Annotated in this window: 12 protein-coding genes and 1 pseudogene; 4 read left to right on the top strand and 9 right to left on the bottom strand. The window is 37.4% G+C overall.

Features of this window, described 5'->3' with window-relative positions; genetic code table 11:
- Window positions 1-180 precede the first annotated feature (180 nt).
- The 3 genes from AC25Y1_RS05795 to AC25Y1_RS05785 form a co-directional block, all read right to left on the bottom strand.
- Complete coding sequence (locus tag AC25Y1_RS05795) at window positions 181-1299, bottom strand: response regulator (protein WP_488147000.1); 1119 nt, start codon at window positions 1297-1299, stop codon at window positions 181-183.
- A 26-nt stretch (window positions 1300-1325) separates the two neighbouring features.
- The gene (locus AC25Y1_RS05790) at window positions 1326-1922 is read right to left on the bottom strand and encodes a class D sortase (RefSeq protein ID WP_488146999.1); all 597 of its coding nucleotides are present in this window, start codon (window positions 1920-1922) and stop codon (window positions 1326-1328) included.
- A 472-nt stretch (window positions 1923-2394) separates the two neighbouring features.
- Window positions 2395-3153, bottom strand: coding sequence for an NAD-dependent epimerase/dehydratase family protein (locus tag AC25Y1_RS05785; protein WP_488146998.1), 759 nt, complete (start codon window positions 3151-3153; stop codon window positions 2395-2397).
- Between the two features lie 137 nt (window positions 3154-3290).
- Between AC25Y1_RS05785 and AC25Y1_RS05780 the strand changes: the two genes are divergently transcribed.
- The gene (locus tag AC25Y1_RS05780) at window positions 3291-3653 is read left to right on the top strand and encodes a hypothetical protein (RefSeq protein ID WP_488146997.1); all 363 of its coding nucleotides are present in this window, start codon (window positions 3291-3293) and stop codon (window positions 3651-3653) included.
- A gap of 94 nt (window positions 3654-3747) precedes the next feature.
- On the top strand, window positions 3748-4173 hold the full coding sequence (locus tag AC25Y1_RS05775; RefSeq protein ID WP_488146996.1) for a hypothetical protein: 426 nt from the start codon (window positions 3748-3750) through the stop codon (window positions 4171-4173).
- Window positions 4174-4222: 49 nt separating this feature from the next.
- On the opposite strand, the gene nagB is transcribed toward AC25Y1_RS05775, so the two are convergent.
- Window positions 4223-4954, bottom strand: coding sequence for a glucosamine-6-phosphate deaminase (gene nagB, locus AC25Y1_RS05770; protein WP_488146995.1), 732 nt, complete (start codon window positions 4952-4954; stop codon window positions 4223-4225).
- Window positions 4955-5278: 324 nt separating this feature from the next.
- Window positions 5279-5791: a hypothetical protein gene (locus AC25Y1_RS05765; protein ID WP_488146994.1), complete on the bottom strand. Its 513-nt coding sequence runs from the start codon at window positions 5789-5791 to the stop codon at window positions 5279-5281.
- 347 nt (window positions 5792-6138) lie between these two features.
- Here AC25Y1_RS05765 and AC25Y1_RS05760 point away from each other — a divergent pair.
- Window positions 6139-6876 (top strand): annotated as a pseudogene (locus AC25Y1_RS05760) (aldo/keto reductase).
- A 300-nt stretch (window positions 6877-7176) separates the two neighbouring features.
- On the opposite strand, the gene AC25Y1_RS05755 reads toward AC25Y1_RS05760, so the two are convergent.
- From AC25Y1_RS05755 to AC25Y1_RS05740, 4 genes are all read right to left on the bottom strand, one after another.
- Entirely contained in the window at window positions 7177-8358 is a 1182-nt protein-coding gene (locus AC25Y1_RS05755; protein WP_488146993.1) for a NupC/NupG family nucleoside CNT transporter, read from the bottom strand.
- 119 nt (window positions 8359-8477) lie between these two features.
- Window positions 8478-9398 (bottom strand): pseudouridine-5'-phosphate glycosidase, encoded by a 921-nt coding sequence (locus AC25Y1_RS05750; protein WP_488146992.1) that lies wholly within the window; start codon window positions 9396-9398, stop codon window positions 8478-8480.
- Window positions 9395-10366 carry a carbohydrate kinase family protein gene (locus AC25Y1_RS05745; protein ID WP_488146991.1) on the bottom strand — a complete coding sequence of 324 codons (972 nt, stop codon included), beginning with the start codon at window positions 10364-10366 and terminating at the stop codon, window positions 9395-9397. Before AC25Y1_RS05745 ends, AC25Y1_RS05750 begins: the two co-directional genes overlap by 4 nt.
- A 71-nt stretch (window positions 10367-10437) precedes the next feature.
- Entirely contained in the window at window positions 10438-11355 is a 918-nt protein-coding gene (locus tag AC25Y1_RS05740; RefSeq protein WP_488146990.1) for an EamA family transporter, read from the bottom strand.
- Window positions 11356-11560: 205 nt separating this feature from the next.
- Here AC25Y1_RS05740 and AC25Y1_RS05735 point away from each other — a divergent pair, with 205 nt between their 5' ends.
- Window positions 11561-12652 carry a PfkB family carbohydrate kinase gene (locus AC25Y1_RS05735; protein ID WP_488146989.1) on the top strand — a complete coding sequence of 364 codons (1092 nt, stop codon included), beginning with the start codon at window positions 11561-11563 and terminating at the stop codon, window positions 12650-12652.
- The last annotated feature ends 39 nt before the right edge of the window (window positions 12653-12691 follow it).

The raw sequence follows: 12691 nt of genomic DNA, 5'->3' as shown, positions 1-12691 counted from the left end.
CTTCCAATCACCGGAACGGTCTGTAATCTCTTAATTCTAATTTATAATTTTAATTGTAAAACTATCATATTATTACTAATTTCATATAACTTTCACCTAATACTTTTGAAGGAATAGCACCGAAATTTCTGATAACCACTGAAATCTTAAACCCCCTATTCTGTATCCATATAAAAAAGTTCATGAAAGGATGATGTGATTATTGTATATTTCAATTATCTCGTCAGGCAAATCAATACCTAATTCTTCTACCCATATTTTATTACTTTTTTTAATAGCTTCGACTAATTTTGAAAAGCTTTTCGTTTTTCCGAAAAATTCTACAAGATAGTAAACAAACTTTTCATTATACGGTTCTAGTTCGACCATCTTCTCAAGACACTTTTCCACAAAATATGATTGATCCTGCTTTTTTGTTTCGCTACGTGTATACCTCTCTAAAAAATCTAGAAAAGCACCTTTCATCTTATATTGTGTAGAAAGGGCCCAATTATAATCTTCGCCTTCTAAATAATTGCCCCTATACAACTCAATACTATCCTGAATCATGTGCGGCGTTATATCGGCCGATTGAATCATACTTTCGAGTTTTATAAAATCACTTTCGATTGGGACATTAATCCTGTAGTGCTCATTCACCAATTCTACTGGATTGGAAAAACCAATCTCCCTAATCGTTTTTCGCAATTGATACAAGGTCGTGTGCATCAGCGTTGTTGCTCGGTCTTCTGGAAGATCATTCCAGAGATCCTCTAAAATTCTGGATCTATGAACTGGATTTGAACTATGATGACATAAATAAACAAAAAGCTCCTTCACTTTCTTCGTTCGCCATTTTACTTCATTGTTATTCGAGTCGAGTAAATGGAAGCTCCCCATTGTCCGGGCAACTAAGTATTTTTCTTCATTCAGAATTTCTTTTTTTCTTGTTGGTTTAGTTGTCATTCTCTTACGTAGCTCAGCTATTGTCCTAACCAATCGCTTACTATTTATAGGTTTCAGTAAATAATCAACAGCATAAACTTCATATGCCTCTAGCGCAAATTGTGAATGTGCTGTGATAAAAACAATATCAATATGCGGAAGCTTCTCTACTAGTTTTCCAGCAAATTGAAGACCGTGTAGTTCGCCCATTTCCATATCAAGAAAGACGACATCTGCATTCAATTCCCCAATTTCCTCTAGCGCCAGTATGGGATTGGTGTATTTCCCTACGATTTCAATACTTTCAATTTTAGAAAGTGAAATTGAAAGTACTTCTATTGCAAGTTGCTCATCATCAACTATAACTGCCTTCATTGAATTTCCCCCCGGATATTTCTAGTCTAGTTCACAATTGTATCAATTAGTTTTCCTTTGACTGCTACTCGGTCGGCTCCTGATATCGTACAAGTGATCAACGTGATTTCGTTAGCATCTTTTGTATCTTCTAGCACACCGATATTCGTCGGTTCAATCACTTCTGAACCCGTGATTTCGTAAACAAATGTTTGCTCCGGGGTATGCAAGTATACTTTTTCACCTATGGGTACTTCGGCTAAATTACTAAAATGGCGTCCGTCCCGATACCCTCTATGCCCAGCTATTGTAAAATTTCCACTTCCCGGAACCTGGTCTTCTTTAATTTGCGTTAGTGCAATGGCAAGATTTTCTTCCGTCGTCCGACTTAACACTTTTTGTTTTATGTCAATATATGGAATTTCTAATTCTAGTATATTTTTTATTTCTTCTTCCGTAAATGGAAGGTTGTCGATAGCTGATAAGTCAACAGGTTTCCCGTCTGATTCAGCTATTAGGCTCATTGCTTTTTCTAAAGCAGATAAGCTTTTGTTCTGTTGCCATTCATGATAGAGCGGAATAGATATCAAGATCAGTCCAATAAGTAAAAATAATACCCCAAATATTTTTCTGTTTTTTTTCAATTTAAACTACCTTTCAATATAAATCAGATTTCTTATAGAATTAATTGAATATAAGTTCAGTTTACCACTTTCTATCTGGTAAATCTTTGAAAACATTGAATCTCTTTAGTAATGTATATTCAGAATGAACGGGAAGTTTTCAAGAGTTCTGGCAATGATTTCAAGATCGGAAGTGTAGGGGATGAATGTACTATTAAACATTAAAGGTTTTCTTACATAATTCAGTATATATCTAGAATAAAACACCCCATTCCTGTATATACTATTAGTTACAGAGAGGCGGCACTACTTTGTCCCGCGCACGCTAGGGGCACCTTCGACGGAAGGTGGAAAATAATACTTGCGCGAATCCAACTGGGGATGCCACCCAGCAGTGCCGCAACCAATTTATTTTAACAAAGAGCACTAGTTTGGAAACTAGTACGCTTAGATTAATAAGAATGGCTAACGTAGGGTTCTCCTTTCACCTTTATTAATTTTCTCCTTCCTCGATTACATCTTCCGCAGTCCTTATCGATTCAAATCCTAATTCTCTTTTTGTTTTGTTATTGCTCCATGGTTTGCCTTCATTATCGGAAACGCCGTAATATGTGCCGAACTTTATATCTGTAATAATTGCGTTTCGAAAGAGGTTGACGGTGTCGATTTCCGATAGCCAGGTATGCTTTAGTCTGTCAAGGTCTTCGTAGATTCTAGTTTCTTCACTTTGTTTGACGCTACCGATTCGCAGATTAACGACAGAGAGATTATGTTTATTATGAAAAGCGAAGCCCAGATTTTCGGTTGCCAGTTTCAATATCCCGTAAAGTCCATTGGAATACGGATAGTCGTTGACGGTAATTTCTCGGCCAAGTGTTGAGTCCCCGTCTTGTTCGTAATAATCGGTGACATGATTACTACTCGCTACGACAACTTTCGGGATTCCTAGTTCGACTGCTGCTTGGTAAATATGATAAGATGCTTTGAGAAATAGATCCCCCAGTTTGTCCATTTCACTGACAGCAACAAGTTCATCAGATTGTGGTTTGGAAAGTAAATTAATCAGGACATCTGTATCTTTAGGGATGTTATGAATGAGTTCATCATATTTAGTCGCATCCACTTTACGATTGATTAGACTCTCTTCATCGACTTTTATATCAAGATTCACGACTTCAAATTCAGATGTAAAACCTTCTCGCAAGATTGTTCCTATTGTTCCACTTCCACCAATCAATATAATTTTCTTCATCTTGAATTCCCTTTCAATAAAATATTTTGTCACCAAATCCATTCCTTATATATATTCCCAAACCAACGTAATTAAAAACACTGTCCACTTTAAAACAAGTTCCTTCTATATAAAGAATAAAAATAGGAGGAATTTGTATGACGATTTATTTAACAGACTATGCACATTTCAAAAATAAGGCTGACTTGGATGAGGCGACTTGGAAACACCGGAAAGCGAATTGGAATAAGATGAATGGAACGGATCACGATGTGCTTGAAATGATTTGGCACTACTCCGTAAAGTTCGGAGCCGCTCATTTGACGCATGATGCCATTGCGGTGGAAATCCGGAAAGCGAATGTCACTGTCCGTCGTTCGATTCGTAAACTCGAACAACTCGGCATCATTGATCGCCGCCATTATATCCGCCCTGCTATGAATGGACTTGGCGCAAATATCTATTCCATTCGACCTTATACGGACTATCCATTTGTGATAAATGAGCGGATTTATCCATAATTTATATGAAGAAAAATAACCAAGAGTTGGGATGACTTTTTTATAAAATGAACATTTTCTGTCCAGAATAGTCCTATAACCGAGGAGTGATTAATTGAAGACGATTAAGTTTCTTTTTTTCTTTTTATTAATATTGGGTGGTATTGGATTTGGCATGTTTCATTTTGGAACAAATAAAATCTCAGAAAATGTTGTGGACTCCGTATATAGCGAATTAGAAAGTAATGGCCAGCTGGCAGAAGTAAGACAGGTCGTAAACAATGATCCTGAGATTAAGCAGTTTATAGCCGCGGGAAAAGAAATTGAGACCAGTGATCTCCCCTACAAAACGAAGGAACAAGCAACTAGAGCAATCATTCAAAAGGTTGGATTAGGGGAACTACAAAATATGCAAAAAAAATATCAAAATGGAATTTCTCCAGCTGATATCAATCACATTTTAAGTAGCTTTGAAGATAAGTTTACTAACGAAGAAATTTTATCAATAAAAATGATTGCTTATGAAGAACTAAATAGATGAAGAAGAGCCTGGTTTTATAGGCTCTTTTTTTGTATGTTTTTTTAAAATTCTACTTACTCACAAGTCCATACGCATCCTGATCTACAAGAAGCGTGACTTGATCATGCTTCCACAAATAGGATGCAGGGAAATCCGAGGCCACTTCTTTGTCCAGTAGAGTTTTTACAGATCGTGCTTTATTTTTTCCGGAGGCCAATAAAATAATTTCTTCACTCTTTAATATTGAGGAAATGCCCATCGTGATGGCGTGTGTAGGAACCTCATCCATCGACTTAAAAAACTTTGCATTGCTTTCTCTTGTCGATGCATTCAATTCCACTACATGTGTTAAACTGTGCGGATCCGTACCAGGTTCATTGAAACCAATATGACCATTTGTGCCAATCCCTAATATCTGCAGATTGACTGGACCAATTTCGTCAATCACGGCTTCATAACGTAGACATTCTGTGTCAGTAGAATCGGGAACACCGTTTGGTATATATGTATGATCAAGCTCGATGTCTACATGCTCAAAAAATGTTTCTAGCATAAAAGCGTGATAACTTTCAGGGTGATTGTTCTCAAGTCCAAGGTATTCATCTAAATTAATGCTTTTCACATTTCGATAAGAAATCCCACGCTCTTTATACCCCTCGATCAATTTCTCATATAATCCCAGCGGCGTCGAACCTGTTGCGAGTCCAAGAACTGCCTGATTATTCCCCTTGATTTTCTCTTCAACTAATCGCGCAGCTTCTTTACTAAGTTCATCATAATTCCCCAGTACAACGACTTTCATTATTACATCCCCTTTACGGAAAAACTTAAAAAGACAATATACATCCATTGTACATTGTCCTACGAATATTTATAGCTATATTTTATCATTGAAAACATTCATCTACGAATAGCCTAAAGGCACAGCCTAACCAATTCAGTCCCAACCAAATGATCAACAACTTATAAAGTCGTTGATGTTCGCTATGTTGGAGTAAGAATTGGTACACATTAATATAGCCCTATAACCATATTAGCAATCTATATCAATAATAAAAAACGTCTATTAAAGACGTTTTAAGGACAAAGAAAAATAGTAATTTAGCAAATTGATAGATAATACTGCTCACTCACGTATTAACAAATTCATTTCGAGTTCCAAGCCATCTTTAATTTCTGTTCGAAAGATTTCAAGCCATTGTAAAATTACTGAAGATATTTTGGATTCATCTTGATTGAAAGTGATTCCCGAATCACTTAAGAGGGTAATTAACTTTTTCACAGAAACTCTCCATGTGATTACCTTGAACTTCAGATTCAACCATTGCAACAAAATTTTTTTCCACTCATAGGCCGGCCCATCTATCGCAGGCTCCCCTATGATTTTAGTATTTAATAACCGATTTTGAAGTCTATCATATTTTTCAGGTGGTACATATGCAACTAGTGGTTTTATTGATTGTCCATTTTTCGGATTGATACCACTTTGTTTAACTTTTTCTGCAAAGTGAATGGCAAGTGGCCCAGTTCTATACGGATGTTGAGAATTAACTTCTATAGTGTTCGGTTCTCTTTTTTGTGTCACTTCAACGCCACCTTTTTCAGAAATAATCTGCGTTTCTGGTATGCTCATATTCAATCACCCCACCTCCACAAATTCTTCCTTATTTAATTAAGTACAGATGAAAAAACCTTCATTTCAAGGTATTTAGTCTATATATTTATACCTATAGATGAAGTTTTTGGATAAATATATATTTCATAATAAGTCTATTGTATCAATTAATTTCAGTATTTACAATATGAATTTTGAAATACCCCACCAAAAGACTCAACTAGACAAAAAAATCACAATTGACACAGAATTTTAACTCCATGATTAATCGAGGGGATACTATTTAATTGCCTACAGATTTATACTGTAAAATTAAATTTTCTGAAATCCAATGATAGACTATAAGAAAAGCAGTGAAAGGTAGCGATAGTATGCAGATCAAAACACTTAACAATGGACTCGATATTCCACAACTTGGTTTCGGTGTGTGGAAAGTTCCCGATGAAGAAGCAGAAACCGCAGCAAATCAAGCACTCGAAGCTGGTTATCGTTTAATCGATACCGCAAAAGTCTATCGAAATGAAGTCGGCGTTGGAAAAGCACTTGCAGCAACTAGCTTGCCACGCGAAGAACTATTCATCACGACAAAGCTTTGGAATGCAGATCATGGATACGAGAACACACTAAAAGCATTCGATGAAAGTCTTGATAAACTGGGCCTCGATTACGTTGACCTTTATTTAATCCATTGGCCGACACCGCAATATGATGAATACGTTGAATCCTATAAGGCACTTGAAACTATCTATAGAGAAGGTCGCGCAAAAGCGATTGGTGTATGCAACTTTGATATCGAGCACTTACAGCGGATTATTAACGAATGCGAAATCATTCCAGCCATCAATCAAGTCGAGTGCCACCCCTATTTGCAGCAAAACGAACTAAAAGCATTTTGTAAAGAACATGGCATTTTGCTAGAAGCATACAGTCCACTGATGAACGGCACCAAGGTATTGGAAGATCTCGTTATTCAAGAAATTGCAAATGCGCATGGCCAAAAACTTGGACGTCTTTGATTTCGAATTAAGCCAAGAAGATTTGGATAAAATTGCCGCGCTTACCGCAACGAACGCAATAATTCGATTCCTAGTGAGATGAATAGAAGATAATCTAACTGAAAATGAAGCAAAAAGCCGTCGATGTAGACGGCTTTTTTTAGCTTGCACATATGGGCGATTTGCTTGCACTTGGATAAGTTTTCCTTGCACTTAATCGTCGTTTCCTTGCAGTTCAATGAGGTTTGCTTGCACTCAAATGATTTTTCTTGCTAGTCGGGACCTTCTTGCTATACGAAAACTGTTGCTTAACCAACACAACCCTAAATCACTTCATATTTATAATAAAATGAGTGGAATTCGGCAAAAAAAGTGTAGAGGAAAAAATCCCCCTACACTTTTCCCTATAAAACCTTACATCATAATCCCTATAATCGTACCCGAAATAACAGAAGCTAATGTTGCACCTAACAAAAGTTTTAATGCAAATTTGGAAACATGCTTACCTTGCTTTTCACTAATCGACTTTATGGAACCCGCGACAATACCAACCGTACCGAAGTTTGCGAAACTAACCAAATAAACCGATACAATTGCTTTCGTTTTCTCTGACAACGTGTCCGAAATATCACCAAAGCTCAACATCGCCACAAACTCATTTGTCACCAGCTTGGTAGCCATAATACCCCCAGCTTGTACAGCTTCTCCCCACGGCACACCCATTAAGAATGCGATCGGCGCAAAAACATAACCCATCAGCGTTTGGAATGAAAAATCAAAAAGCCCTAAGAAAATCACATTAACCATTTCCATCAAAGCGATAAAACCTAACAACATCGCCGCTACGGTGACAACCAGTTTAAAGCCGTCCATTACACTATCCCCAACCATTTGGAAAAAGGGAACGCGCTCATCCTTCTCAACTTCAATTAAATCCTCATCCTTTTTCAAATTATAAGGATTAATAATATTCGCGATAATAAGCGCACTGAAAATATTCAAAACAACAGCCGTTACGACGAATTTAGGTTCTAACATCGTCATATAAGCCCCAACCATCGCCATACTCACAGCACTCATCGCCGATGTACAAATTGTGTACAATCTCTTTGGCGATAACAGCGGGATTTGTTTAAGAACAGTTAAAAACACTTCAGGTTGGCCAAGTACAGCAGTCGATACTGCGAAATAACTTTCAAGTCTACCCATCCCAGTTATTTTACTTAAGGCTAAACCAAAATATTTAATGATAAAAGGCAAAACTTTTATGTAATTAAGGATTCCAATTAGAACGGATAAAAATACCAGAGGCAATAACGCGACAAATATGAACGGCATCTCACCTTCATTCACCAAACCGCCAAAAACAAATTGGATACCCGTGTCCGCAATCGCCAATAACTTTTCGAAAAAATTACCAATGCTTGTGATGACAACTAAACCTACACTTGTGTTCATCATAAAATACACTAAAAAGATCTGCACGGCTAACATAATCAGAATACGTTTATATTTAATGTTTTTTCGATCATTACTGAAAAGAAACGCAATCGTGAAAACTAGCAGAATCCCGGTTAGTAAAAATATAAATTTCATGTAGAGACTCTCCCCCAACTGTTAGCGCTTTCATCTCAGCGCTTAAATAATTAAATATAGATTGCCCATCCAATTGCCTGACAATTAGATGGGACCAATCCTATTCTGTTAATTTACTATTAAGCTTTTGTTTTTTCGTTTAAGCTAACTGCAATTTGAGCGCCAACTTTAGCATTATGTTTTACTAATTCGATATTCACATCAAGGCTTTTTCCATCTGTTAAATCTTTCACTTTTCCAAGTAGGAAAGGCGTGCTATCTTTACCGACAATATTATTTTCTTCAGCTTCTTTAATTGCTTGGTCAATAATTCCGTTGATGAAGTCTTCATCCATTGCAAACTCTTCAGGAATTGGGTTAGCGATTACTGCGCCGCCCTTAAGATTAAGTTCCCATTTCGTTTTTAAGATATCTGCGATTTCATCTACAGAGTCTGTTGAGATGTTCAATTTATGTTCACTGCTTCTTGTGTAAAATGCTGGTAAGTATTCAGTTTCATAACCGATTACAGGAACGCCTTTTGTTTCAAGGTATTCTAATGTAAGTGGCAGATCAAGGATTGATTTTGCACCTGCACAGATTACAGCTACATCAGTTTGAGCCAATTCTTCTAGGTCAGCCGAGATATCCATCGTCGTTTCTGCGCCACGGTGAACCCCACCAATACCACCTGTTACGAATGTTTTGATGCCAGCCATTTCAGCACAGATCATAGTTGTAGCAACCGTTGTTGCACCCAATTGTTTTGAAGCAACAACTTGAGCCAAGTCTCGGCGTGATACTTTAGCTACACCTGAACTATTACCAAATAGCTCTAGCTCATCAGATGATAAACCAATTTTAATTTTCCCGTCAATAATTGCGATTGTTGCTGGAACTGCACCGTTGTCGCGAATTATTTGTTCAACTTCACGTGCCATTTTTACGTTTTGAGGATAAGGCATGCCGTGAGAAATAATTGTTGACTCCAATGCCACAATTGCTTTTCCTTCCTTTTGCGCTTGTAGTACCTCTTCTGCTAATACAATATAGTTTTTCATAATATAATTTCCTCCATCTCTATTTTTAACTGCTTTTGTGATAATTCTGGTCTCACCGTATGTTTTGACAGAATGGTTTTATGAGAATTCACCAAACCAGACTGAATGATATGATTCAGTTCTTTATCTTGCAACCAGGAATAAATAACTGCTGAACAAAACGAATCCCCAGCACCTGTAACATCTACAACCGTCTTCGTTTCGATTGCCGGGTAATAATGAACGCCGTTATCTCGACTACCAGTGACGATTCCTTTTGATCCGTTCGTTACAATGATATTTTCAACACCCAATGCCAACCATTTTTCGACTGAATCTTTCCAATCTTGATCGTTATTAAGCGCAATGTCCAAGTAGGTTTCTGTTTCATCTTTATTGACAATGAGCCAGCTCACCGCACTTAGATCTTTTGGAAGTCTTTCCATTTTTGGTGAAGATACAGGGATGATGATTAACGGAATGTTATGCTCAGATGCGAATGCACATAAATACTCAATTGTTTCAGCTGGACAGTTCAAATCTACAACGATGCATTTTGCTGTTTGTAACTTGCTGTTTTTCTTTAAGAGTGCTGGTGTTATTTCTTCAAAAATATCCATATCTGCCAACGCAATTGACAAATCGCCTGCTGGGTCTAACACAGCTGTGTAAGAACCTGTAGATGCACCCTCTACTTCGATAACATCTGTTAAATCCATAAAAGCAGAAGAGCCATTTTGAATCTCAATCCACTCAGCATCTTTGCCTCTTACTGAAACCAATGAAACATTCTCGCCTAATCTGCCAAGGTTTTCTGCAATATTACGTGCGACACCACCAACAGTTCGGGAAGATTTCACTGGATTTGACGTGCCATATGTTATGTCAGATTTCACATAGAGTTTTCGATCGACGTTCGCGCCGCCTATGCAAATTATCGGGTTGATATTTCTTTCATCTAAATTTACTTTACTAGCGATTTTTGTCACACCCCCTCCCATTTAAAACAAAAGTTTTAATGTTAAACATATGTTTATTATACGAACAATGTTTTACCTTGTCAATATATCTTTTCCATCTTTACGTCTTTATCTTTAACAGTCGGTTTTTTTCTAAATTTTAATGATGGTAATGTAATCCCGATGATAATGATGACGATACCGATAACTTGCAGTGTCGTAACCGTTTCGCTTAGCAAAATCACGGAAACCATCACAGCAATCGGTAATTCAAATGCCCCTAAAATAGAGGACATCCCTAACCCGACTTTAGGTACTGCAATCGTAAATAGGTAGACAGGAATAATCATGCCCATTAAGCCTAAAGCCAAACCGTAAACCCACAAACCTTCCCCGAACAATCGACCATTCCAAATAATTTCGGGTGATTGAAATACAGCTGTCGTCATAAACGCAAAAAATGAAACGAGCAATAATCGATTCGACAAATTCATATTTTTAAGTGGTTTGCCATTTACAAATAAGAATAAGGAAAAGCAAAGCGCCGCCCCTAATCCCCATAACCAACCTTGAATCGGGATTTGAGACAGATCCACATCGATTAACCCAGCAGCTGGAATTGTTCCTGCAAACAAAACAATTAACGATATAAATTCAATACGACTAGGAAGTTGACGTTTGACAATACAAGAGATTAGCATGCCAATCCATGTAAATTGAAAGAGCAGCACAACTGCTAATGAGGCTGGTAAATAGATTAAAGAACGACCGTACACAATATTTGTCATTGCGGTTAATATTCCCGCTAAAATAAGAATACTAATGCCTTTAAAGCTAATCGTTGTTCTATTTGTTACTATAAATAGAAGTGCAGCAAAACAAAAACCAACAAAAAATTGACTCGTAACTGCTTCTGAAACTGTAAAACCGTCAAGCAATGCAAGTTTTATAATTGTCGATACAAAACCATAACTACTGGCTGCAATCACGACTAATAATGGATATAACCAAATTCTCATGCGTATAAATTCCTCCTAAAACCATCTATTCATATAGGTAACGCCTATTTACCAGATGGTGGTAATGGTGTATGATTTTTTTGAGCGATAAACTTTTGTTCAATTCAATCGACAAAGTATAGGCGCCCCAGTTACAATGCAATTAAGTATGACAAACATTTGTCTGGAGTGCAAACATTAGTTTAAATTTAAGCGAGGTGCTTTCATGAATAAAGAAAATCAGATTTTACATCATATTAAGATAAACCCTTTCATTTCACAGCAAGAACTGTCCGCAAAGGTCGGTTTGTCCCGGTCAGCAGTTGCAAATTATATCGCAAATTTAACAAAGCGCGGTGAAATTAAAGGACGTGCCTATATTCTCCAAGAAGAATCTTCAATCGTCTGTATCGGCGGTGCAAACACCGACCGGAAAGCACGTTCCAATCAAAAGGTGCGTTTATATTCATCGAATCCGGTAAAAACAACTGAAGTTTGTGGCGGCGTCGCGCGGAATTTCGCAGAAAACTTAAGTCGGCTCGGCTATAACACTTCCCTAATGACAACTATCGGAGATGATAAGGAAGGCCAGTGGCTCCTAAACGAAACGAAAAATCACGGTGTCGATATGAGCCAAGTATGGATTTTACAAACAGAACGAACGGGGACATACACGACGCTATTAGATGATAACGGCGAAACTGTTGTCGCCATGGCCGATATGAATATTTACGAAAAAATTACGATACCGATGATTGAAGAAAAGTGGTCTTATATTGTTGCTTCACAAGCCGTGTTTTTAGACACAAACCTTTCCGAGGAATGCATTAGCTATATAATTGAACGTTGTAATGATGAAAACATCCCTTTATATATCGATCCCATTTCATCTGCGAAAGCAGAGAAACTGCCAACACAACTCACGGGTATTAATGTGCTAATCATCAGCCAAGAAGAAGCTGAAGTACTTAGCGACACTAAAATAGAATCAAGTGAAGATTTCCAGTTAGCATCTGACAAAATTAGACAACGCGGTGTTCAAAAAGTCATTATTTTCCTTCCTAATCTTGGTGTATATTATTCCTCACCCACCGAGACTGGGTATCTTGCGCCTTCTAAGACGGATATTGTGGATATCACAGGTGCTAGTGATGCATTTTCCGCATGCGCAGTATTCGGATTACTGCATGAAGAATCTCTTAAAACTGCGTGTCTTCTAGGACTCGCTGGCTCGGCCTTAGCATTGCAAACTGAGGACTCAGTAACTAGCAATTTGCGATCTGAGAAAATATACGAAATGATTAAGGAATTTTCTTGAAAAGGAAGCTGGAAACTATCCGGTTTCCTTTTTAATTTA

It is taken from the genome of Sporosarcina sp. Y1009, from assembly GCF_057669865.1.
The sequence above is the reverse complement of the archived record's forward strand: the minus strand, read 5'-3'. Positions and strand labels throughout refer to the sequence as shown.